Genomic DNA, 24,280 nt, shown 5'->3' with positions numbered 1-24,280 from the left:
AAGTAATAATATAATAGCGATTTATTTATGGTTGTCTAATTTTTTTTCTTTAGTCTTCCAAATTCCCCGGAAACCTTTTTCTCCCTTTTTTAAAACGTGTTTAACAATTATTATTCTATAAATTGAATAGGTTCTCCTTCTTCAACTATCCCCGTTAGTCGAATAAGAAAAAGGCTGTATTTTAACAGCCAGATTTTTAAGGAAAGCACCCATTTACTTCAATAAGAAATAAAAAGTTAACATTCCAATTATAGAAACTATTCCTCTTGCCCAAGTCAATTTATTATTGATTCCAGCTTTTTTTTCTAAAAAACTGATGTAACTCAATAATAATGAAGCACCAAATAGAATAAGTGGAGTTTCATAATAGTTACTATTTTTTGTATTTAAAATCGCTATTAAAGGAATAATAATTGCTCCTATTATCGCTAAAATCATATGTAAATACAGTTTTTATTTATTTTCTTTTTCCATATTAATCTCCACTCTTTAAATAGCGTCTTTTAAATGGATACCGACAATATAATCCATTCAAAGTCCTATTCAATGTTTATCTGATTTTCTCCGCCAATTCTAAAATAATACCTTCTGGCCCACGAACGTAGCATAACTTATAAGTGTTTTCGTAGTTTTGTATCTCACCAAAAAGTTCCGTTCCTTTCTTTTTCAAATTGGCAACAACGGATTCAATATCTTCAACAGCAAATGCAATATGCGTGATACCTAAGGTATTTGCAAAAGATTGCTGAATACCTTTTTCATCTGACGGTGTATGGAATTTGATCAGCTCCAAAGTTGTCTGGCCGCCCGGCATCCCTAACCATACAACTGTCTCTCTAACGTCATTAAGCCCTATTATCCGTTCCACCCATTCACCTTTCACTTCTGTTTCCCCTAGCAATTCAAGCCCAAAATCGAGAAAAAACTCTTTAGCAGCTGAGAGATCATTTACGATTACACCTACATGATCTATTCTATGGATCTTCATATCCGTACCTCCTTGTTCCTGTTATTTTGCAATATCCTGCATTTTTGATACGTTTGTTTGTAATTCTAATTCGTTAAAAACGGAAAATACCCTTCTTAACCAATCTGGAACGATTGTGAAAAAAAAAAAAAAAAAAAAAAAATTCCTGCATATCAACACAGGATTTTTAATCAAACTTTATTATCAATCTTTATTTTAAATAATTGCTCTGTAAAAGAACAGTGTTTATAATATAATATATTTTTGAGGAACTCGTTAAAAACTTAATTCACATTTTGAAAATAACGACTTAATACAACTACTGATCATGATTATTTTTCTGATTCATTTATACCTTCATATTTCATTAAATAATAAGGTTGCTCATCTGTAACTTCCTTCTCGATTGTCCACCCTTGTGATAAATAAAAATTCAAAGCATTTTCATTTGCCTTTACGCATTTCAATGTTAATGGTAATCCGACTACTTTTACAGATTCATTTATCAATGCTTTACCTACTCCACACCCTTTAAAATTTGGCGAAACAAATAAATTGTGAATAAATTTATCTTCTTCCCAAATTGAAACAAACCCTGCAATCTCATTATTCATTTTTGCTGATAATATTAATTCTCCTTCTGTACTACTATCAAAATCGTCTAGTTTTATGCTATCATATTCCATCCAATTGAAATTTTCTTGTCTTGAGTTTAAAAAAATCTTCCGTAGGTCATCATATTCTTCTATTTTAGCCTTTTGTATATAAATATTTTTATTCATTATATTTTCTCCTTTCATGGTATTAATAATTTTTGTATTAACATGAGAGGTGTGAGATTGCATCAATAAATTCTTGCTATTTATAGTCCGAGAGGGAAAGATTCCAACGCATAACACGAACCTATTATATCAATTAATAGCGGACTTAGTTACAATATTTCAAATCATAAATAAAATTTAACCATTTATTTTACACCCATTTTCCATAAAATTAAGATGTTAAGACTTTTTATACTCTATTGACATCTTGCTTGACTGTGTTCGGGAAAGTGCAAAAGTTGCTATAATAGCAATTGCAACTCCTAGTGAGCCTATCCAGGTAACTGAAGCTAGCGATACTTTCTCCACAAAAATACCTCCGATTCCTGCACCAGCTGCCATTGCCAGTTGCATCATTGACTGATTTAAACCTAACAATATACCTGATGACTCTGGCTCGATGGTAGCTAAGTTATATTGTTGTGTTGGTCCCGATGTCCAAGCAGCAAATGACCATAGTATTAATATTATTAAAACACTGACAGATGAATTTGTTACAAGAGATAATAATACTAACATAATAATGTGTAAGAACATTCCCCCTACCAGTGTTTTTTGAACCCCCCATCGATCTGTACTAAATCCACCAAATTTAGACCCAAATAAACTTGCGATACCAAAAATCAGTAATACTCCATTTAAAGATTTTTCTCCTATTCCCGAGACATTTAACAAGAAAGGTGAAAGGTAAGTGTAAACAGCTGAATACCCGCCGAGCCAGAAAAAAGTAATTGCTAATCCAATGGCAACCTTTCTTTTCTTAAAAAGAGCCAACTGTTTGATTAGTGGTACAGACTTATCACCCTTAATAAGTGGAATTGTTGCTCTAATTATTATGATAGCAAGAATTCCTAGGAGTGCTATTCCACCAAAAACTACTTTCCAACCTATTACACTAGAAATAATTCTTCCAAGAGGTACTCCTATGATTAAAGAAACCGTAAATCCCATTACCACTGTAGCAATTGCGCTACCTTGTTTACCTTCCGGTGCTATCTTTGTAGCGATAGTTAATGCATTAACTACAACCATCCCCGCCCCAAGTGCCATGATTACTCGAGCTAATACAAATAATCCGTATCCGGGAAGAATAAATGCCAAGATATTACCTATTACGAACAAACCTAGCGAAAAAATCATTAATTTACGTCTGTCCATACCAGATGTTATTCCCATAAGAATAGGTGTACATATTGCATATACAAGTGAATATATTGTGATTAATTGGCCCGCTGCAGCCAATGTTATTCCAAGTGAGTGAGAAATCGTATCTAAAATTCCCGAAACAATATATTGGGAAGTCCCTACTAAAAAACTAACGATAGCCAAAATATAAATCTTCCATGTATTAGACAAATGATGTCACTCCTTATAATTTTAAATATACTTAGACACATCGAAATATATCGATATGTCTTCCGAAAAAAATATCTACCTGAAACCATCAATTAGATAGATGATGCCCCTTCCTATAATTTCATTTACGCTCAAACATATCGATAACTATCGATATGTTTGAGCAAAAAAATATTCAATTTGAAACCCATCGAATTATTATAGGGAGATGAAACTGAACTCTCCAAACAGAATTCTTAAGGAATTCAGTTTCATTTGGTTATTTCTTGTGCTTCAAGAACTCAGCGATTCCATTGATGGCATCTTCATCTCTTTTGTAATACGTATATTTACCTATTCGCTCCGCCTTTAAGAGTCCAGCCTGTAAGAGTATCGACAAATAATGAGATGCCGTCGATTGCGTCATTTTCAATTTTTTTGTAATTTGACCAACGCAAACCCCGATTTTGTTCATATCAACCCCTTCGTTAGGAGTAAAATGGAAATCTGGTTCCTTAAGCCATTCTAAAATTTGCAGTCTTGCTTCATTAGATAATGCTTTAAAAATATCAACTTGTTTCATACAATCCATTTTATCGAGAATTATCGATATGTCAAGTGCGCACTCTATTATCTAAACCATATAAGGAATAATTCTCAATACATAATTCATTATATCGAGAATTATCGATTCGTCAATTATAAACTTTTACAATAGTGTACTCCAGGTCATTTTTATTTAGAAAATAAAAATGACTGTCGGAACAACCTAAAACTTAAAGTTAAATGAATCCTCTTGAGGAAATATACAAAAATACCTTACTTTCATTACTGCTTAGACAATACATCATGGTATTCAGGTGTCTTTTCCATCTTTCTTTTAGCATATGAACACATAGGGGTGATTGTCTTGCCTTCTTCCCTTGCATAGTTAACCACTTTTGCCACTAGCATTTCAGCTATTCCATTTCCACGTAGTTCATCTGATACATAGGTATGATCAACAATAATTTCATTACCATTTGATAATTTAAATGTAAGCTCAGCAATTGGACTTTCTTCATCTTCACCGATATAAAACTTATTTTTCCCCTGTTTTATAGTGGTCATAAAATGCTCCTCCTTTGTAGCCTAATCTTACGTTAGATAATTCAAAAGTATTATAAAGAGTCTTCCCTTTAAAGGTTCTATCAAACCTACAATTTACCGGTTAAAAATTGTGCTTCACCATGCCCAAAACTCCAATCAGCATCATTATTTTCAACAATAGATACTATTAAATCAGTTGAGGAAATTTCACATTCAGATTCTAATCTCTCGGCAAGGAGGGAATATAGCTTTTGTTTTTTTTCTTTAGGTCGGGCTTTACTTACAATGGAAAGAACAACAAGATTGTTCGTACGGTTCATTCCTAAGCCAGTATCTTGTATTATCATATTGTCTTCTAAATGTTCATGAACAATTTGATATCGATCCCGTTGGGGAACATCGAAAGCCTCTACTACAGCAGAATGTGCGACATCTAAAAGTTTCCTTAAACTTTCCTTATCTCTCCCTTTTATGAGGTCAAAACGAAGTAACGGCATAAATTTTCCTCCTTCTTTTAGCTTTATTTTGAAGACGTTAGTTTTTTATAATATATCCCAATTTTCAACTATCAATTTGTTCATTCTTTTTTATTACAAAAATCAGGGATCCTTGCTATTTTTACACATTACATTACGCAAATATAGGGACAGCTCGCCTCTCAATGAATAGTATAATCGTGATATAATATCTAGTAAAATGATGGTTTTTGTTAGTTAACATCAAAATTTTTGATATTCAAATAGTTAGGGGGAAGGTTGGCATGAATCTCGAAGATCTTCGCGTTTTTAAAGAGGTTGCAAAAGAGGGGAATATTTCAAGAACGGCTGAGAACCTAAATTTTGTTCAATCTAATGTAACAGCAAAAATGAAACGATTAGAACAAAACTATGGAACTAAACTTTTTTATCGACACAGACATGGTGTCACTCTAACTTCTCCAGGTAAAATACTTTTGTCTTATGCCGAACAAGTTCTTCTACTGATGGATGAAGCTGAAAAGACGTTAAAAAGCTCAGATTTTCCAAACGGGACATTATCTATAGGTTCTATGGAGACTACTGTTGCCACACGCTTACCCAATATTTTATCGGTATATCATGATCAATATCCCCAAGTAGAATTATCTCTTCGAACCGGTACCACAGAAGACCTTATAAAAGCAGCATTGAATCGTGAGATTGATGGAGCCTTTGTTGCGGGGGAAATCAACCATCCGGAGTTAGAGGAAATAGAGGTTTTTGAAGAGGAACTGGTTCTACTTGCGAAGAAAAATAAACTTTCTGCCATAGACTTTGACCAGCTAAAGAATCAAACCATTATCGTATTTGAGTCAGGGTGCTTTTACAGAGATATTTTCGAAAAGTGGTTGAAATCTAAAGGGATTAGTCCATCAAAATTAATGGAATTAAACACGTTGGATGGAGTGATTGGATGTGTTAAAGCTGGATTGGGAATCTCTCTGTTAACAAAATCCGTAGCTGATCAGATTAACAAGAATGAAAATATTAAACAGTTCACATTGCCAAAAGAATTCGGTACGATTTCAACAAAGTTTATCTATCATAAGGACATCGCTAAAACATCCGCATTCTGTGAATTTATTAGAGTCATTAGTTCTAGCGGCTACATAAATGTGACTGTATCATCTTAAAAAATTAGCAAGGATGGGGGTTTCTGTTTTATATAGATGTTTATATAAAGTAAAAAACCTAAATTGGAACAAGTTATTACTAAGAAAAGTAAAATTCATGTTTCAATTTAGGTATGTCCTGTCGAACAGTTCAAATCCTTATTTTTACCATTCCCCTTTTTTGCTTTTTACAATGTCAGCAACTTGAGAACAGATTTCCGAAACCACTTCATTTGCGGATTCCGGTTTGCTTAAGCGTGGATTTTGGCCGCACCAAAGCGACATCCATTCAGGTCGGTTTTGTTTGGCTGCTTCACTTCGTATTATTTTTGTTAATGTGTTTTGAATAGGATATTTCGGCAATTCTTTTTCATATTTGGCCATTTTCGTGATAAATTCGTTGCGAATACCTCTTGCAGGTTTCCCGCTAAAAGCTGAGGTCACGACCGTTTGCTCCTCAATACTATTCAAAATAGCTTCTTTGTGCTGAGTACTCGCTCCACTCTCTGAACTGGTGACAAATGCCGTTCCCATTTGGACAGCTTGCGCCCCCAATAGCAATGCTGACAAAACACCTCTTCCATCCATGATTCCTCCTGCGGCAATCACAGGAATTTTAACTTGATCCACAGATTGTGGAACAAGTGCCATTGTTCCTATCATCGCTTCTTCAAATTGACCAATAAAAGTTCCACGGTGCCCCCCTGCCTCACTTCCTTGTACAACTACCATATCCATACCGTTTTCCTCGTTAGCAATTGCTTCATTAACGGTCGTTGCGGTTCCAATGATCACAACATTACTCTGGTTCAGCTGTTGAACTACTTCTTTTGGAGGGATTCCGAATGTAAAACTACATACTGGTACCTTTTCCTCTAAAATAATCTGAATTTGTTCTTCGAAAATAGAAGAAGTTCCTTTTTTCACTTCCGGTTTCTCCAATATGTTTAATTCCTCCCGAAATGGTTGGAGCCATGTGTTTGCTTTTTCAATTTCTTCAGCAAATACATCGGGTATTTCTGGAATAAATAGGTTAACACCAAAGGGTTTATTTGTGAGCTCTTTAATTTTTCGGATGCTGTCTTGCATTTGTGTTGGGCTCATATAACCTGCTCCAAGAGTTCCAAGTGCACCTGCGTTAGAAACAGCAGCCACTAGCTCGGGAGTTGTGACACCACCGGCCATCCCTGCTTGTATGATTGGATATTTTATATTCAACTTCTGTGTAACACTATTTTTATACCACATATTATCTCTACCTACTTCCTTTATAGAGTGTTTTCTAATAGTATAATTGTGTTGGAACGACAAGTGAAATGATGGTTTTTGTTAGTTAGCATCAAAAATATTGATATTTAAAGGGTATTGAAGGAAGAAACTTTTTAATAACTTCTATATAAAAATCGATGGTAAGAAAAAATTCCTCTCGGAAATCTAACCTACATATGATTGGATATATATGAAAATGGCCGTGAAAAACTGAAAAAATGGATAGAACAAGCTGCAAAAAAGGCTGGGAAATAATCTATATTAACTTATTACGGCACAATTGAGTTGTACGAATACATCTCCTACCCCTTGTTAAAGGAATTAAAGTTATAGTAAGTGAATTGAAGTAGTATTATATCCTCGATTGCTAAAAACCCTTCTTTTTTCAGCAAACTAGCCCGATTGCTGAGGAACGTCTTCAAATGAATAGATTATATTCGAGTTTGAATATCCAGTTTAATTTGTGAAGTTATTCACTTAAACTCCTCGTTACGAAAAATCGTCGCTGCACCACTGATTGTCGCTCCATTACGGGAAACACACATGGTAGATTGATCCTATTCTGGTTGCTGCACCAGTTCCAAATATTATTCAATGCCGTAGGAAGGTTTTTTTCATTCGAATTGCTTTTTTATTCATTCCTTTTTTCATAATGTTTTAATTCACTTTCTCTTTTACTAGAATCATATGTTGATTGATGTATTTCGTTAGTCTTAGGGTTTCTTTCATAAATATAAATTACGTTCTTTTCATCCTCAAATACGACACCTGTCCAATATCCAAATTTATTAAACTTTGTATAAATGTTCTTAATATCTTGTTTTTTAAATCCTTCTTTATGAAGATGTTGTTGAACACTATGTTGAAATTCATACTTGTAATATTCATATACAATACCAATACTAAAAAAAATAATGAGAATAACTAATCCTAGTACTTTTAACCATTTTCTTTTTTTCATTTGCGTAATTACCCCTTTATTTCCAATTATTATTAGAATAAATTTAATATTACAATATATCAATATCATATTTCACAAGAAAAATAATAGGGGGATGAGAATGAAAATTTTATAGAGGATTCTGGAATCAATTCATATTTAGATTAATAAAGAAATGAATATTATACACTTCATTTTTAGTGTCTTTTTTAACTAGTTGCCCCAATAGTGGAACAAAAAAAAAGATTACCGCAGTGGCCACAACTTCTTTAACTCTAGCCCCCTATTAAAACAAGTTCTAATTCCCTTGTTACATATTTTTATAGTTTCTTCGTAGTTTCTGTTAAGCGAGGTAATAAACGTTGAACCTAAACAGATCCTAAAACCTGTCATTGCCAGTGTAAAACCATAATAGGTTCTTGGATATAGGTATCAAAAACTCTGGTTATTTCGGAGAATTCACCAACATAAAATAAATGTGGTAAGTAAAATAGATTTCGTATCTTTTAATGAGTTTAACAAAAACAAGAGGTGGTGCAACTTAAATGAAGGGTAATTTAAAAGCATGGATTGGCGCTATTACTGGGTTTGGAATGGCTGGAGGATGGTTTGTCATCGATATCCTAACTCCTGAGCCAAACATTATTGAATACTCTCTAATGGCGGTGGTCAATATTGCGATTGGATGGAAAATTGGTAAGTCGCTTAAGAAATCTCAAGACGTAAGTAAAAATGATGTTCGAATTAAAGAAGAAATGACTGAAGCCAAATTCTAATACAAATAAGGTAGCGTCAGGTCTCTATGAAAATCAGAAGGATGAAGTATTTGTAGCTTTAAAATACAGATTGATAAAAAAGCTCTCTCTTTTCTCCATATACAACAGCAATTAAAAAACCGTAATTTTGAAAATAGATTGATCAAAATGACGGTTTTCTGTTTGATTAAATATCAATTTTTAGTTTGATCATTTTTATTGAACGCACCCATTACTTTACGTACAATTTTTACAATCACTCTAATTAGCTCTCTCGTTTGTGCTTTTATGAGTAGGTTAGGTATTATCTGCTTTCGGATTTCAACTTATCAATATATTCTTTTCCTTCTAACAGTGAAAGACCTAAAGTTTCTCTTGCCTTTTTAATTGCTTTAATGTCTTCACCGTCTTTTATTAACTTACGTAGTTCATCATTTATTGGATTTTCAGGTAGTCCCGATTGTTGGGTTAACTGGTCTAAGGTGTATTGGATCCCTTTTATGCGACCTTCTAATTTACCCACCTTAGTCAATAAATTTATTATTATAAGAAAAGATATAAATATGAGAATGTATTCCACTTACTATTAAACCTCCAAACTTTATTTGTTCCTAGACTTTATGTACGACTATTTGAAGAAGAAAAGTTTCACAAAAGACTTTTTAAAAATCCAAATATAATACTAGCTAAGCCAGTAATTATAAAATAAATTCTGAGTCTAAAAGATTTAACTAAGTATTCATTCTCTTTTATCCATTTTTCTTTCTTTTTTTCTTGTCCAAATCCCCAGTTTTATGGATTCAATTAAACATAAAATACCAAAACCTATCAAAAGCAGGAAAAATATCTACTTCACTTCAATATTGAAATTATTATCATATCCCCACCTTAACACAACATCTTACTTCAATTAAACATAGATTTATAATTATTTGTAAGTGTTTGTTTTTCCATTAACCTCCCGTTAGCTCAATCAAAACCACCAGTGTGAACTGGTGGTTTGCTCTGGGGCTGAAAGCCTCTGTTACCGGCCTTGGCCGTAAATGGCCCACTGAGAGGGGTTCCCGCTTACACCACATTCACTCACTAATTCTAAAGAATTTCTTTATTTCTTCTTATTTTTCTCTCCTGTAAATGGGTCATATTCTTCGAATAATGTTAATTGATCACCCATATAGTCTTCTTTCAACTGATTTCTAATGTATTCTTGTATTTGTTTCTTATTTCTGCCCACAGTATCAACGTAGAAGCCCCTACACCAGAATTTCCGATTTCCGTATCGATACTTCAAATTGGCATGTCGATCAAATATCATAAGACTACTTTTTCCTTTTAAATAACCCATGAATTGGGATACACTTAATTTGGGTGGAATGCTGACTAACATATGAATGTGACCCGGACAAGCATTTGCTTCATGAATTGTTACACCTTTCCGTTCACATAAATCTCGTATGATTTGCCCAATACTTTTTTTATATTTTCCATAAATAATCTGCCTTCTGTACTTTGGGTCAAACACTACATGATACTTACAATTCCAAGTTGTATGTGTTAAACTATTCATGTCCTTCACAGGGCATACCTCCTTCTATGGTGAGATAAAGTGGTCGGGAAACCAACTTTATCCTACCATGATGTGAGGTTTTTTTAAAAATACCACGCTATAAGCTCTCTGGAACCCCCGGTATAGCCAGGGGTTTTCTAAACAATAAATAAGAAAACTGGATCGCCGCAGCCATCCCGTTATTGAACATAAGCACCTGTTACTTTAAGTGAAGAATTTCACAATTCTTATTAGAAAGAGAAGAACGGTGACCCTCATCTCTCCAAAGACACTAACTTAGGGTATTTTCAAGGATGTAACCATTCTCCCATGTTCCTATAAGAATAAATCGGTCATCGTTGCTGAATTCCCCAAAACAAGCATATTGTATTTCTTCAACTACAATGGGCTCTAAATCATTGTATTGCAGGATTAAAACTGTCTCACTATATGTAAGGATAATATATCGACCATCGTTTGACTGATGCATATGTTGAAAATAACCAAAGTGGTCAGGATAATCCTGTTCTGATAAGCAGACTTTCTTTAAAGTTTCTTTAAACTGTCCATCAAGTATAACTATGTCATAATCTTGAACCACAATATATACGTTTTGAATAGAGTTAAAGATGATGGAATCCCAATTCCGAATTTCTAAGTTGTCTAATACTTCAATGGACTCTTTATTTATTGGTTCTTTAACTTTTACTATTTTTTCGACTCGGTAACCTTCATTATTTACATAACTTAAAGTAAATAAATAGGCACTTTCAGCCTGGATAAAGTGATTAAAGTAAAGAAGAGTAATTGAATCTTTAAATTGAGTTAGTACGCTAAACTCACCCTTCTCAATGTTGATTAATGCCAGTTGATGTCCGTCTTTCGTTTTCAGTGTATCAAGGATAATGAGTGAATTATTAGTTAAAGCAAAGTCCCCTTCAGCAAGTTGATATTTTTTATTCGATTTAATGGTTTTGATTAACTGAAATCCAACCGTTTCATACACACATACAGTACCGAATGTGTTTTTTATATATAAATAATCATCATTGTCTGAGAAATAAATATCTCCTGGATTATTAGGTTTAAGCTCCTTTATTTTTTCCCAAGAACTTGTATCATAAATAATTGTTTTACTGCCCATTGTATGACATAAAAAACGATAATCATTCGAAAATTTAATTTGATAAGAGGTTTTAAATTTTTTGATTACATTCATATGAAGCATATAAACAGCTCCTTAATAAATATTCTTACACGCATATTCTCATCTTATCCTTTCTTGCACTAACCTCCTTTACTTCAATAAGGTTCAATAATTATATCCGAATCATGTAAGACTAATTTAATTATCCCTTATTCAAATTACCCCTGTTTTTTCACTTCATAAGAATATAACTAAATAAATAACAAAAACTTGTGATTCCAAACAAAAGAAAAATTCCTGAAGTCATTAACATATATAAACTTATAGGTAAAGACCATATGAAGGCAACTAGCATTAATAATTTTCTTGATGAAAAAAAAGAGATTATTGCCGTAATAGCAGGTAAAACTAACATAAATAAAGTTATTAAAGTTGTATCATTATTTATTTCATTCGAATAAGGATTAAAGAAGTTTAATAATAACCATAAACCAATGGAAATTACTGCAGCAACTAGCCCCAAAAAAGATGACTTTTTTAACATTTAATTAGTTCCCCCTCCCTTAATATTACTACTTTAATATACCATAAATATCCAATTTATTTTTCAACTAACATGCCCCTTTAGTCGAATAAGAAAAGCCACCAAATTGGCAGCTGGCTCTTAAACTCTTGCGCCCGAAAGTTTAAATGAAAATGTTCACAATTTTTCATCTTAACAAGATCTAATCCCTTTATGTGTAGGGGCATATACAAAAGACGCCTTCTACTAAAGAACAGCGCCCGCGATTGTTGAAGTTTCTTTTTCGAAAACCTGCATTTTTGATACATCTCTATAACCAAATTGTAGGTATAAAAGGTGTCCAATCTGGCTCTATTTTAAACGATGAAATGATTTTGTTTGAGCGAATTGTTCAAAACCAATAGACTTGTAAAGCTCACATGCATCTGGGGAAGTACAAACAACAACTGCCGTTTTTGCCCCCTTTTCACTCAACGCATTGAGAGCAAGCTTACAGACTGAACTGGCTAACCCCATTCTCCTAAATCTCGGATCCGTTCCAACAGGTTCCAGTAACCCCACCTTGTTAACTTCATCAAACCAAATTAAACAAGATGCTACGAACTCACCATTTGGGGATTCTATTACCCAATCAAGAGAAGAATCATAAGGATAGGTATTCATAACGTTCAAGTAACTTTCTTCTGTGACTCTGGATTTATGAAATGCAGCCCTATGTACTGCCACACGATTTGTTAAATCCTCAGAACCCTTGATATGGCGACCTTTAAACTTATCTGGCAATTGAACAGGGAATGAACAACTATCCAATGAAATTTTTGTGAGGACTTCTGGACTTTCTGCTAATGGGTTGAATAAAGAATCTTCAAAGGCTGAAATAAGATGCGACTCCGTTTCTAGGACAGTCACTTTTTGCTTATTGGTTTTAGTTATTTTATCAAACCAGTCAATGACATCCTTGGCCACCTCAGGAAAATCGGGATCAACTTGACATATTAACTCACCAGGTTTTTGAATCCATCCCCAAGCTACGGGATTCCCATCCATTTCCCAAATTGCAGTATCCCAATCATCCTCGCGTCCAGCGTGTCGGTAGCGTTGCCAAGCTAGATCGCCTATATGGTAATTAGGTTCCAGTGACCATATAGCTTGTGTGAGTTTCTGCATCCGTTTTAAATCATTTGAATCCTTGTAAGTTCGAATTATAGGTCTACTCATTTATCTAACCTCCTCGAGAATTGTTTCTTTCTACCCTAGTATTTATTTTAAAATCTACATCAGCATCTATAAATAGAAATAATGACTAGGAAACAAAGTTACCATAAAAAAGCACTGATAATCTTTAATAAGAAACCAGTGCTAGTTGCTACCTTTTTGAATAAACGATTTTTTTTATTGTATCGGTTGAAAGAAAATAATCTTGAGCCAATTGACTAATGGACTTGCCATTATAATATTCATTTATTATATAAGCATTTCTTTCATCGTTTATCTTCCTTCCGCCTGAAAGCGAGCCCCATTTTTGATAAGTGCACGTTTGTTTCGGTATATAAATCGTTCTACCTTGAACGTATTTTTGAATCTCAACTAAAAGTTCTTCAGGTAAAATAGTAGTTGCTTTTACATATTTCACTTTTGCCAGCCCCTTATTTATTTTTGATAATTAAAATAAGGTGCAAAGCCAAGTATTTTTGATGTAATTATTCAATAGGCGATTGTTTTAATTACTACCAACTCATACAAAGAAATCGCCATTCTAATACTTAGCTTTGCATGAGATCTTGCGGATTTTGTCAATACGAAGTTATTTTGCATTTTTACAACTCCCTTCTTACTTTATTTATCTTTATTAAATAAATATTAATTTTAATCGAATCCCATAAACTTAATTACTATTCTACATGAATACGTGAAAGCTTTCCTCCACAATCTGGCCCGATTGTTGAATAAAGGCTAATGACGATTGTTCAACTAAACTCCCCGTTAGTGGAGCAAGAAAAAAAGTCGCGGTTGCGACCTTTTATTTAACATTAGCACCAGTTGAAGTTCAAGGTTATGTTTTCGGGTTTTCAAGTGTTTATAACTGATTAGTTCACCATTTGTATTAATACCAACTTCATTTTCCCCATAACCATTATGAGCAGCATAGTAAGGGTACAATTTCAATGTTATCTCATATAATCCACCAATCCCATATACCTGCTTTATTTTGAGGAGTTCAGTTGTAGATTTGAAAGAAAGTTGTACTGTTGTAACTTTATAAAAAAGTTTGATCATTCAAGAAATAATGTAACATTGCGAGTATCAAACGACTTTATTATTAGTCAACATATTCGAAAATAGAGTTTTGTAACTAACAGCAACCAATTAATCCGAATACCCAAATAAAAAAAGTATTCAAAACGATAACGGGTTCTGTTTTGAAGTACAGAACTTAAAATAGCAACCTATTTCGCAAGCTAAATAACACACAAAAACACCGCTAAAACTTTTTGCGGTGTTTTTCTTTAAAAATAATTTCTTATTAAACTAAAGCACCCTAGTTTAAGTGGGAATTTTCACAATATTTTGTATAGGAGCATATAAAAAAGACGCCTTCTTACTAAAGAAAAGCGCCCGTTTGCGGAGTAGCCACCAATTTTTGTTGGTCATTCGTATGATGTATTGAGCTCTCGCCTCCGTTAGTTAAAACTTTATAAGATATAATTACTGTTCAAATCCTTCAAAATTACATCGCCAATCAGACACCCATGCGGGCGAATACCCTGATCGTTGAGCTACTCTTTGTGAAGCAAGGTTACTGGCGATTACGTCATAACTCGGTACCTCTCCACGTTCCAATATTTCAAAAGTTAACCTGTTTACCAGATAACTAGCCAATCCCAAATTACGATATTTGGGTAATACATCTATGCCAATTTGCCACAGTTTTGCACAGGTTTTGCTCGCTCCTGCCACACCAATAATTTCCCCGTCTAGCTTTGCAAGCACAGCCAGTTCAGTCTGCCAAGGAAGATTCGTATCATATATAATAGCATTATTAAAACTTGTAACATCAAGTAAGCTGACCACTTCTTCTCGCTTAATCACTTCAAATGAAAAAAATTTCGGTGATGACATTGGATTTATTCTTTTTGCATCAGGCAGAAAATGTAAGTAAAGACCTCTGATAAATGGCAATGAAAATACGGTATCCCTATCTTTGCCTTGCATCTGTGTTTTAGCAATTGATAACCGTTCCGATGTAGCCGACACTACAATTGATTTCCCCATAGACACAATTTCGAAATAACGCGTCTTCCTCGGAAATGGTCTTCGTCCAGGATTTTCTTTAGCTTCAACAAAAATAATGCTGTCCTTCTCACCGTTCAGGTCATCAATCGAGCAATTCAGGTCAATTGCAAGTTGTGATTGCACAATGAACAGCATCTCTTTTTGTGTCATAATCATCGTTACCCATTCCTTTCGCTTCGTCCACGGCACGGAAATTGAAATTCTATTTTCACGCAAATTATTTACCAATCGAACAGGGATTGACTATAAAACTCTTTTGCCCTTAACTTAATAACAATCATCTCAAATTTCCACAATAAGTTACTCAATATAATGGACATATTCTTGAGCATACTTGTTCGTCAATCGCACCCGATAATTGAAAATCCGCTTTAATAGTAATGAAAACAAAATCATTCGTCTTTATCAAAACCTAGATGAACAGAATCTGCAATCCTTTCATAGCCAATTTCCTTATATATCTTATTTGATGTCGGATTCATCATATCTGTGTACAGTACGCAAAATTCAAAATCCTTGAGTAGTTCTCTTGAAACCGCCGTAACAAGCGTCCTGGCGTATCCTTTTTTGCGCTCTTCCTCTGGCGTAAAAACCAAAGAAACGGTTACACCGTTCTGTGTCGGACGTGACTTCTTCATCAAAGATACAATCTTTCCTTTATACTCCCAAAGGAAAACCTCTCGTTCCTTTAGAAACATTGCAACACGTTTTTTCACGTGTTCGATTGGCGAAATCAGCATTCCGGTGTCACGTTCGAATAAGTTGAACCACTTTTCGATAAGTGAAGAATCACTTTCTTCTGCATAGCGCCAAGTACCGGGACTATGTTTCAGCGTTTCATTTACTTCATTTAATCGATATAATCCTTGATCCATAAGTAGTTGATGAGTCATACCTGTTTTAATTTCCCACTTCTTTGCGACTTTGTATGCCCACGATTTCAAACTGATAATCGAACGAAAGTTAATTTCAAGTTCGACCATATTTTTTACGAAGAAATCCATTATTTCTTCTAAACGGATTTCATCGACAAAAATAAGATTTAACGGATGAGGGGGTGTCATTTGGAAAAAGGCTAATACATTTCCATCCTCTTCAATTGTCGTCATAAATGGATTCTCATAATTGCCAGCTTTAATCGCTTGCAGTACACCCAAAAAAAGACTGAATACATCTTTCTTTTCCAATAAAATCGGCCCTATCTTTCTCTCAAAATCATAAGCATTATCATAAACCTTAAATTTCATTTTCAACACCCTATTCATAATCAGATAAAATCGAAGACACCGATTTAGAAGCACCTTTTTATTCCGAAATCATTGTCCGATTCAGGTTCAACTCTTTTTCAACAACTGTGCCTTAAATTGAATGAAAATTTTCTTCAGAACTAGACGGGTTGCTTATAACATTTTTGAATTCATCTTAAATTGCTTTTATCTTAGGGAAAATCCGCCACGAAAATAACCTCTTAGATTTCCCTTACCGATACCAACTAATAATAATCATTAAACTGTTCTTTTAAGTTTCAATTCAAATTCCGGTTTTGTTACGTAATCCATATAAAAAATATTTCCTTCGAAATCCAAGTAAGCTTGAAATCTTGTTCTAAGTGCAGGAGATGTTACCATATCCAGTACTTCATTCTTTTTCACCCACCGACTTTCCGTTGTTTCATCTGAAGAAGACAGTTCTCCCCCTATGGGTTTGCATACATAATCAAACATTACTTTCGTAGGTACTATTTTCACTCCACTATGTCCTTCGTATGTTCCAGTGTTTGAATAAATGCTTGTTAGATGGGAGATCTCAACATCAATGCCGCTTTCTTCTTTTACTTCCCTAATTAATCCATCTATCAAGTTTTCACCAATCTCCACTTGACCACCGGGAAAAACCCACTCACCACTTCGGCGTTCCTTAACGATCAATATCTCTTCCTGATCGTTCTCTACAAAACCTAGTGCTGCAACAATATGTAAAGGCATTTGCATTGAATCTACCTCCAACAAAAATATTGTCTTGAAATCGGTATAATGAACAACACTTCATAAAATCCTTTGTCATCGGATTATTTGCACACCCTATTTCATAAATATCACCATGTTCAATTAATTTCAAAGATTCGTTTGCTATCCGCTAACCGATATAAAAAACTACGACTCACTTACAAAATATTCCTTCTCGACACTCCATTAATTGGCCCGATTGTGAAATACAAGCTAATGAAATTATTCAACTAATCTGCGTCTTTAGTGAACAATTAAGCGAATGGTTGGCAAAACAGGTTTCCCTGACACATGAAATTGATTTTTTAACCAATCAATCTTATGTTACGCTTAATTTACTTTAAGGTTTCCAGATCACATCAATACTTCGAAATCAAGATTATACTTCTTTCCCTTTAGTACAGTGCGGCGTGGTAATTACAAAAACAAGCGATGGTTCATTCAGATCCACCGCTATGCCTTTGTATCCAATAGTGTTGTTAGTCATAATTTTTTTGCGTTATTAAATCTATGTATACCGAATCCTTTGAAGTCAGAAGCTAGTATTGCTTCCCTAAGTGGATATAAATTTGTTGTAATTCTTAATTCAATCCCTTTTTGAATCAATCTCTCTACCAAAGTTTCGTATCTTTCCACTGACTCGGGTTTAACTATTTGGCGAGCTATATAATAGCCAGCGGTCTTATCAAAAAGCTCAAAACCCTCTTCATCAAAGTTATATCTAAACATTATCTGCTTTGAAATCCTTGTATACCAGTCACTTTCTACTGTAATTACGGTGTTGGCAATTGTGTTGTTAAAGAAAAGTTGTAAATGTTGGTCTGTTGTCGCTTCGTCTCTTCGACACACAATACGAGGACAATCCCGAGGGAAATAGTATGTAAACTCGTGTTCTTCATCAATTGCCCAAACAACCGCAGGAAAATCGGGTCGATTTTGTTTTTCTTTAGGCACAAATATTTCGATATTGTCGTCTTCACTAAAGTGGTATAGCATTCTAACCCTCCTTGTTTCTATTTACCGTTACATTCCATTTAGCTGATAGTCATCCTGCCAGTTACTTCGATGATAGAGAGTACTGCCGCAGCGTCTGCCCATTTCCAATAGCTTCCTCCATTAGTCGAGTAAGAGAAAGTCTACTATTTTTGAATAACAATTACTTTTTCTGTATCTCTGAAACAACCATTTCCTTAATTTCATCAAGTTTTTTATCAATTTCAAATAGCTTTTTCCTTGATTCTTTAAAATGATTTGCAATACGAGAAATAATAAAAACTACCAAAGCTAAAATTATTAGACTAAATATTGAATTAAACACATCCATTTTTGCCCTCCTAACCCTATTCTAAAAAAACACCTCATTATCATTGGTATATTCTGTAATATAGTGTTAGATTCCTTCTTTTACTAAACCCGTTAGTCAAACAAGAGTGGGTATATCAAATATACTCCTTAGTTATTGAAATATCCTTAAAGGTATTTGTTAAACCATTTAAATACTCTATCATAATAATCTTTTAAATTTGCTTCTTTCCAAGTGCCTTGCCAATGCCCTTCGTCATAAAGCAATAACTCAGCAATCTTTCCTAATCTATTTAGGGCTGAATAAATTGGACCGGCCTCTTCGCTACAAAGATGATCTTGCGTACCTTGAATAATTAACACCGGCACTTGAATATTTTGAAAATCAAATAGAGGAGAATTTCTAATGTAACGATCTTTATTCTCCCATAAGGTTCCGGACATATTAAATTGACCATCCTCTATGAGCCCGTAATTAAAGTTTGGAGAAGAAAACTTAGTATAAAAACTAATTAAGTTTCCAATACCTGCAGAGATTACTGCTGTTTTGAATCGTTGTATCCTTGTAATAGCTATAAGAGCTGAATATCCACCAAAAGAGTGACCAATAATTCCTATCCTTTCTGTATCTACTCCGGGATGTTGGATAAGTCGATTTAATGCACTCTCTATTGAATTTGTAATTTCTTCAGAAGGTTCATTGTTTCTTGCCATTGGCAAATCAGGTAAGAATACTCCATATCCTCTAGCTACAAATAATAGATGGTTATCTGCTCTAGAAAAACTCAGTCCAAAGTATCTGGAGTATTTTGATTGCATAGATCCCCCATATACACGCATTATTACTGGTACTTTACCTACAACATTTTTAGGCATTAGAAGTGCCCCTCTTAATGTCATATTATCTTTTTTCCAAGAAATTAATTCGAACAATCCTAGATCATTAGAATTAACTTTACCTAAATTTGAAACTAATATAACACGATTAGAAGCTACGTCTAGTAAATTGATTCTAGGTGGTTCATTAGCCGATTGGGAAAAGTATACAATACGTTCCTGATTTTTCTTATTGCTAAATACAGCTCCACCTTCATACCATGGTAAATGAGCTTTTGGTTCCTCAAATATTAATTCAATATTAACTGTCTCATAATATACCTTATAAAACCCATAGTTTGCATTCATCTTTTCTTCGGTTTGTACCATAACATAATTATCCATAGGGCTAATATTTGGAAAAATAGCAATAACTTCTCGTCCTTCAAGAGTGATTATTCTCTCTAATTTTTTACTACAATATGAATAAATCATTAAGCTGCCATTAGCAATCATCATTATTTTATGATTCTCTAAAGGTACTGGGCCATCATATTCCCTACCGAAGTGTATATTATCCAAATTTAAATCTAGTTTTTCTTTATCGGACAATGTGGTATTAACAGACCAAAGACCGCCTTCCGATAGAGGACCACTTGTAGTATAAAAAATACTTTCATTATCTAATCCCCAAGTAAAACTCAAACCGAAGTCCATCCTAATGTTTTTTACAATTAATTTTGTACTTTCTACACTTTCTGTATCTAGTTTTATTACCCATAAATCATAAATATTTTGTTGGGTATGTATATTTTCTTCTCCTAAACAGTGTGTAAAAGCAAGGAATTTACCATTATTCGAGATGGACATTCCCACAGGATTAAAACCTCTGCAAATGGTTCTGGTTTCCTTGGTAGAAATGTTAATGATTGATATTTCAGCCCTATAACGATTTATCCAGTTATTATTTACTTTTTCATTTTGATAGTTTGTATCAGGGATTGTAGAAAAAAACTTTGTGTTATTAGGAACGTTTAGGTCAGAGGAGGAATTGTATAGACCTTGAGCGGAGCTAAAATAAGTTTCATTGACTACTTCAGTCGGCATTGATTTTACAATTAGATGATTTGAATCTTTGGTCCATATTGGTTTTTCAAACCCAAAAAATGGACGAACAATAGTATCCGAACATAGGCTCAAAATACTATTTGTTGGATTCCATAACCAAACCTGTGCTTTTCCAGATATATCTGCATAAAAAGCAAGTCTATCATCAATCGGCGACCAGGTACCACCCCAACTATTTGCCGCTTGTTCTGCAATCTGGAATTTATTTCCGGTTTGAAGATTCCATATCCATTGGCTATTACCTTCTACAGTTTGTGAAACCCCTTGTGATTTGGTATTTACGTTGCCGCTTAAACAAAAAGCAGCCCAATTACCAGATGGTGAAATTGACATATGAACTCGATCAGCAGGTTCTTTAATATTTAAGACATCATTAACTGTTATAGTACGCATAATTCCTCCCCAGTATCTTTAGAGAAGTAGATAATGCTACTCTAAAATTATTTATTAATGTATATTCGTTTTATGTGACAATTTCACCTTTTTTAACATCCTTCTTAGTTAAATTACACTAATATTAATAAATCCTTCTTCCACTAAACTCCCTTGAATGGAATAAAAAAAGATCGTCGCAGCGACCTCATCTTCTTTAACTCTTGCACCAAATAGTTGCATAAGGTTTACCTAATTTCATCAATGGTACTCAATTTTAAACTTACAAAAAAGCCTAAATCCTCCTGGATCAGGCTCCCTATAATTTTGTAAAGAAAAATAATAAATTCTTAAATAATTTGACTAAAAGTCTTACCTAGTCAAAACATAATAAATAACGTAGAACCAGCTAAAGATCCCGTGAATTATTGCCCAGAGAACTGATTTATGAATACTCCAAGATATTGTAATGGCTAAAGCAGAACCAAAAGTAATTACACTTTTAGAACCTACTGGAACATTAAATCTATTTTCTGTCCTTTCTTTCATACCCAAACCCCCATTTTCTCTGAATCTATATTTCCGTTTCTATATGTTAATATTTATTCTTCATTGAAGAGGTTATTCCCTTCAAAAAATAATATTCTTTTATTGCAATTTAACTAGCCTGTCCCTTTTCTGTCTGAAGTATAGCATCCGTTAGTTTAAGTTTATTTTCTCACAAACTTCCATAGATAATAAGCGAAGTTCGGAATACATATTGACGTAAAAATAACTTAATCCTTGCCTATCCTTTCAAGTATAATTTCTACAAAATAGCCAATTATCCCAAATAAAGATATTAACAAAAATGCAAATCTAATATCAGCTGATTTCATAATCCCTACGGTATCGCTGAATCCCTCCTCACGCATAAAATTTGTTGTATTAAAGGTAAGTATAATTCCTAAAATAAAGATTCCCAAAAACATAAATTTACGCTTCAAAAAATCCCCCCTTCTACCTTTATTTATCAAATAGTATTCTACCAGTGGGTATTAATCATTGACCTTTTCATTTTAAAGAGAATGTTTTTCGATTTTTTGATGACTTCTAAGATCTGCATTTATATTTTTTTTCTAACTTGATAGTAGATTTATGTGATATTATTTAACTTACTTAGCTATACCTGCAAATGAATAATGGTTTAGTAAAAATTCATCCAATATTACTTTGTGACTTTTAACTATGTTTTCGGGTAACTGATTAGGGAAAAAGAACTCAAATTTAATAGATTCTGATTTATCTACCTTCAAAACTCCCTCGAATCCTTTTGTATAGTAAGCAACCGTTACTACATAAAATTCATCTCCGTTTTCTGCTTTTATGAAGTTTTGAGGTCCTGAATAGACATTAATTAGATTCAATTCATCTATTTTAAGACCTGTTTCTTCAAATACTTCCCGTTTTGCAACATCTTCTTTAGATTCACCTAATTCCATCAATCCACCTTTGACTGCTCCCACAGCTGAAGCAGTGGGATTCCCACCCCAAAGCCTGTTAGATAGAAGTTCTTTTTACACGTTCCACCTGCCGTGAGTTTTCCTATATCGTACAAACCTTCGGTTTGCAAAGAAGTTCTAATCCCTAGCGAACTTCATTAGGCTATCCCCGTGTGCCCCACGGTTTAGAAACGAATTAGGCCACTTGAACTAATTCTGTTCCTGAAAGTATTCTTAACCCTTCAGTCAAGATGTTTTTTGCCGCATTATGGTCCCGGTCGTGGCATACTTGACAACTAGGGCAAGTCCATTCACGAACCGTCAAATTTTTAGTCGCTTTATTTTTGTATCCACAATTACTGCAAAGTTGAGAAGAAGCAAAATTAGAACCAACTACTACTAATGTTTTACCATACCAATTGCACTTGTAGGTTAGCATTCTTCTAAACTCCGACCAGGATACATCGGAAATAGCTTTTGCAAGGTTGCCGTTTTTAAGTAGATTTTTCACTCGAATATCTTCTATGCTAATGACTTGGTTTTCGTTCACTAACATCGTCGATATTTTTTGCAAAAAGTCTTCCCTGGCATTTGCAATTTTTTCATGAACTTTTGCTACCTTACTTTTTTGTTTTCTCCAATTAGAAGAACCAACGGTTCTTCTAGAAAGAATTCGTTGTTCTTTTTTTAATTTCCCTTCTAGTTGATATAAATGTTTGGGATTATGAATTGCAAAACCATCCGAAAGGGTCGCGAATTCTTTTAAACCAACGTCAACACCAGTTTGAAACATACTGTATTGAGTAGGTCCTTTTGTTACCTCCGCTAATACGGAAACAAAATATTTACCTGAAGGAGTTCTTCTGACAGTTGCGTTGATAATGCGACCGTTTACTTCCTTTGATTTGGCAAAACGGACCTTTCCTACTTTTGGCAGGATAAGATGGTTTTCATCTACAATGCGTATGGTTCCTATGCCTTTGTTATAGTTACACTTTGATGTATAGGACTGGATTTCATTTTTTCTAGATTTGAATTTAGGTTTGCCTTTTTCTTTTTTATAATAGGATTTGTAGGCTTCCCCTAAGTTTTGAAGTGTGTTTTGGATAGCAGTGGAATCTACTTCTTTTAACCACGAAATGGTTTTCTTGAATTCGGTATTATCCTTCATGGAAACGTTGGCACTAAATCTTGGACTCTTCCACTCATTAGAAAGAAGTTGTCCATTTTGATACATTTCTTCGGTGATTCGCCATAACAAATCTTTTTCTTTTTGTTTCGCTAAGGCTACATTATAAGAATATCTGCAGCAACCAATCGTTTTATTGATCTGTGTTTCTTGCTCATGTGTAGGATACAATCGGAATTTAAATCCCTTGTGATACGTTACAGCCACTACAGTCACCCCCTAAACAAACATATGTTCCTATTATTTTATAACTTAAGAAACAAAAATACAAGGAAAAATCCTGAGTTATGCTAAATTTTCAGATACTTGAAGCGCCACAAAACCTTCGGTTTTTTGTGGCGCCTCGTATCTGACCTCGCTATCATCCCACACCTGAAGGAGTGGGCTTTCCCGCTCGGGAAGTGCTGTAATTCCCCACATACCATTTGGAAATTTCATTTGTTGAAGTAAGAGTTTTCCCATGTCATCAAAAATGATAGTCACAGATCCTACGAATATTAAAGGTCTATGACCAACAATTCCCCCTTAATTCTTCAATGTATCCAATAACTCCCACTCCCTTTTTATTAAAATCACACCGTATTTATACAAAATGATGTTAGTCTAAAAAATGGACACAGTAAATTGGGAGAAACAAGCTTATAATAGTATCTAACAATTTATGATCGGG

Annotated in this window: 28 protein-coding genes; 2 read left to right on the top strand and 26 right to left on the bottom strand. The window is 34.0% G+C overall.

Features of this window, described 5'->3' with window-relative positions; genetic code table 11:
* Positions 1-550: 550 nt before the first annotated feature.
* The 6 genes from AC3WJF_RS20355 to AC3WJF_RS20330 all read right to left on the bottom strand — a co-directional run bounded on the left by AC3WJF_RS20355 (position 551) and on the right by AC3WJF_RS20330 (position 4,709).
* Entirely contained in the window at positions 551-988 is a 438-nt protein-coding gene (locus AC3WJF_RS20355) for a VOC family protein (protein ID WP_492455482.1), read from the bottom strand.
* A gap of 311 nt (positions 989-1,299) precedes the next feature.
* Positions 1,300-1,749, bottom strand: coding sequence for a GNAT family N-acetyltransferase (locus AC3WJF_RS20350; protein ID WP_492455480.1), 450 nt, complete (start codon positions 1,747-1,749; stop codon positions 1,300-1,302).
* Between the two features lie 219 nt (positions 1,750-1,968).
* Entirely contained in the window at positions 1,969-3,144 is a 1,176-nt protein-coding gene (locus AC3WJF_RS20345; RefSeq protein ID WP_492455478.1) for an MFS transporter, read from the bottom strand.
* A 259-nt stretch (positions 3,145-3,403) separates the two neighbouring features.
* Entirely contained in the window at positions 3,404-3,706 is a 303-nt protein-coding gene (locus tag AC3WJF_RS20340; RefSeq protein WP_492455477.1) for an ArsR/SmtB family transcription factor, read from the bottom strand.
* Positions 3,707-3,951: 245 nt separating this feature from the next.
* On the bottom strand, positions 3,952-4,233 hold the full coding sequence (locus AC3WJF_RS20335) for a GNAT family N-acetyltransferase (protein WP_492455475.1): 282 nt from the start codon (positions 4,231-4,233) through the stop codon (positions 3,952-3,954).
* 86 nt (positions 4,234-4,319) lie between these two features.
* Positions 4,320-4,709 carry a tautomerase family protein gene (locus tag AC3WJF_RS20330; protein WP_492455473.1) on the bottom strand — a complete coding sequence of 130 codons (390 nt, stop codon included), beginning with the start codon at positions 4,707-4,709 and terminating at the stop codon, positions 4,320-4,322.
* 263 nt (positions 4,710-4,972) lie between these two features.
* Between AC3WJF_RS20330 and AC3WJF_RS20325 the strand changes: the two genes are divergently transcribed.
* Positions 4,973-5,863, top strand: coding sequence for a LysR family transcriptional regulator (locus AC3WJF_RS20325; protein ID WP_492455471.1), 891 nt, complete (start codon positions 4,973-4,975; stop codon positions 5,861-5,863).
* 144 nt (positions 5,864-6,007) lie between these two features.
* On the opposite strand, the gene AC3WJF_RS20320 is transcribed toward AC3WJF_RS20325, so the two are convergent.
* Positions 6,008-7,090 (bottom strand): NAD(P)H-dependent flavin oxidoreductase, encoded by a 1,083-nt coding sequence (locus tag AC3WJF_RS20320; protein ID WP_492455469.1) that lies wholly within the window; start codon positions 7,088-7,090, stop codon positions 6,008-6,010.
* A 652-nt stretch (positions 7,091-7,742) separates the two neighbouring features.
* Positions 7,743-8,072 carry a DUF3139 domain-containing protein gene (locus AC3WJF_RS20315; RefSeq protein WP_492455467.1) on the bottom strand — a complete coding sequence of 110 codons (330 nt, stop codon included), beginning with the start codon at positions 8,070-8,072 and terminating at the stop codon, positions 7,743-7,745.
* A gap of 524 nt (positions 8,073-8,596) precedes the next feature.
* On the opposite strand from AC3WJF_RS20315, the gene AC3WJF_RS20310 reads away from it, so the two are divergent.
* Positions 8,597-8,827: a hypothetical protein gene (locus AC3WJF_RS20310; protein ID WP_492455465.1), complete on the top strand. Its 231-nt coding sequence runs from the start codon at positions 8,597-8,599 to the stop codon at positions 8,825-8,827.
* Between the two features lie 283 nt (positions 8,828-9,110).
* Here the strand turns inward: AC3WJF_RS20310 and AC3WJF_RS20305 are convergent, their stop codons facing one another.
* From AC3WJF_RS20305 to AC3WJF_RS20220, 18 genes are all read right to left on the bottom strand, one after another.
* A complete protein-coding gene (locus AC3WJF_RS20305) occupies positions 9,111-9,386 on the bottom strand; it encodes a hypothetical protein (RefSeq protein WP_492455463.1) in 276 nt (91 codons plus the stop codon).
* A 525-nt stretch (positions 9,387-9,911) separates the two neighbouring features.
* Positions 9,912-10,373, bottom strand: coding sequence for an IS200/IS605 family transposase (gene tnpA / locus AC3WJF_RS20300; RefSeq protein WP_492455484.1), 462 nt, complete (start codon positions 10,371-10,373; stop codon positions 9,912-9,914).
* A gap of 271 nt (positions 10,374-10,644) precedes the next feature.
* Entirely contained in the window at positions 10,645-11,580 is a 936-nt protein-coding gene (locus AC3WJF_RS20295; RefSeq protein ID WP_492455461.1) for a hypothetical protein, read from the bottom strand.
* Between the two features lie 151 nt (positions 11,581-11,731).
* Positions 11,732-12,043, bottom strand: coding sequence for a hypothetical protein (locus tag AC3WJF_RS20290; RefSeq protein WP_492455459.1), 312 nt, complete (start codon positions 12,041-12,043; stop codon positions 11,732-11,734).
* Positions 12,044-12,373: 330 nt separating this feature from the next.
* Positions 12,374-13,240, bottom strand: a complete 867-nt coding sequence (locus AC3WJF_RS20285; protein ID WP_492455458.1) for a GNAT family N-acetyltransferase — start codon at positions 13,238-13,240, stop codon at positions 12,374-12,376.
* Between the two features lie 148 nt (positions 13,241-13,388).
* The gene (locus AC3WJF_RS20280) at positions 13,389-13,655 is read right to left on the bottom strand and encodes a CD3324 family protein (RefSeq protein ID WP_492455456.1); all 267 of its coding nucleotides are present in this window, start codon (positions 13,653-13,655) and stop codon (positions 13,389-13,391) included.
* A gap of 350 nt (positions 13,656-14,005) precedes the next feature.
* On the bottom strand, positions 14,006-14,299 hold the full coding sequence (locus tag AC3WJF_RS20275; protein WP_492455454.1) for a DUF3888 domain-containing protein: 294 nt from the start codon (positions 14,297-14,299) through the stop codon (positions 14,006-14,008).
* A gap of 429 nt (positions 14,300-14,728) precedes the next feature.
* On the bottom strand, positions 14,729-15,472 hold the full coding sequence (locus AC3WJF_RS20270) for a GNAT family N-acetyltransferase (protein ID WP_492455452.1): 744 nt from the start codon (positions 15,470-15,472) through the stop codon (positions 14,729-14,731).
* A gap of 236 nt (positions 15,473-15,708) precedes the next feature.
* Positions 15,709-16,563, bottom strand: coding sequence for a GNAT family N-acetyltransferase (locus tag AC3WJF_RS20265; RefSeq protein ID WP_492455449.1), 855 nt, complete (start codon positions 16,561-16,563; stop codon positions 15,709-15,711).
* Between the two features lie 258 nt (positions 16,564-16,821).
* The gene (locus tag AC3WJF_RS20260; RefSeq protein ID WP_492455448.1) at positions 16,822-17,307 is read right to left on the bottom strand and encodes an NUDIX hydrolase; all 486 of its coding nucleotides are present in this window, start codon (positions 17,305-17,307) and stop codon (positions 16,822-16,824) included.
* Between the two features lie 498 nt (positions 17,308-17,805).
* Positions 17,806-18,318, bottom strand: coding sequence for a DUF6886 family protein (locus tag AC3WJF_RS20255; protein WP_492455446.1), 513 nt, complete (start codon positions 18,316-18,318; stop codon positions 17,806-17,808).
* Between the two features lie 160 nt (positions 18,319-18,478).
* Positions 18,479-18,646 carry a hypothetical protein gene (locus tag AC3WJF_RS20250; RefSeq protein ID WP_492455444.1) on the bottom strand — a complete coding sequence of 56 codons (168 nt, stop codon included), beginning with the start codon at positions 18,644-18,646 and terminating at the stop codon, positions 18,479-18,481.
* A gap of 146 nt (positions 18,647-18,792) precedes the next feature.
* The gene (locus tag AC3WJF_RS20245; protein ID WP_492455442.1) at positions 18,793-20,961 is read right to left on the bottom strand and encodes a S9 family peptidase; all 2,169 of its coding nucleotides are present in this window, start codon (positions 20,959-20,961) and stop codon (positions 18,793-18,795) included.
* Between the two features lie 351 nt (positions 20,962-21,312).
* Positions 21,313-21,489 carry a hypothetical protein gene (locus tag AC3WJF_RS20240; protein ID WP_492455440.1) on the bottom strand — a complete coding sequence of 59 codons (177 nt, stop codon included), beginning with the start codon at positions 21,487-21,489 and terminating at the stop codon, positions 21,313-21,315.
* A 227-nt stretch (positions 21,490-21,716) separates the two neighbouring features.
* Entirely contained in the window at positions 21,717-21,926 is a 210-nt protein-coding gene (locus tag AC3WJF_RS20235; RefSeq protein WP_492455438.1) for a hypothetical protein, read from the bottom strand.
* Between the two features lie 168 nt (positions 21,927-22,094).
* Positions 22,095-22,445 carry an NUDIX domain-containing protein gene (locus AC3WJF_RS20230; RefSeq protein WP_492455437.1) on the bottom strand — a complete coding sequence of 117 codons (351 nt, stop codon included), beginning with the start codon at positions 22,443-22,445 and terminating at the stop codon, positions 22,095-22,097.
* A gap of 172 nt (positions 22,446-22,617) precedes the next feature.
* Positions 22,618-23,817: an IS200/IS605 family element RNA-guided endonuclease TnpB gene (tnpB, locus tag AC3WJF_RS20225; protein WP_492455435.1), complete on the bottom strand. Its 1,200-nt coding sequence runs from the start codon at positions 23,815-23,817 to the stop codon at positions 22,618-22,620.
* 78 nt (positions 23,818-23,895) lie between these two features.
* Positions 23,896-24,093, bottom strand: coding sequence for a hypothetical protein (locus AC3WJF_RS20220; RefSeq protein ID WP_492455433.1), 198 nt, complete (start codon positions 24,091-24,093; stop codon positions 23,896-23,898).
* Positions 24,094-24,280 lie beyond the last annotated feature (187 nt).

The organism is Heyndrickxia sp. FW510-T9, from assembly GCF_058781025.1.
This window is presented reverse-complemented; position numbering and strand designations above follow the sequence as displayed.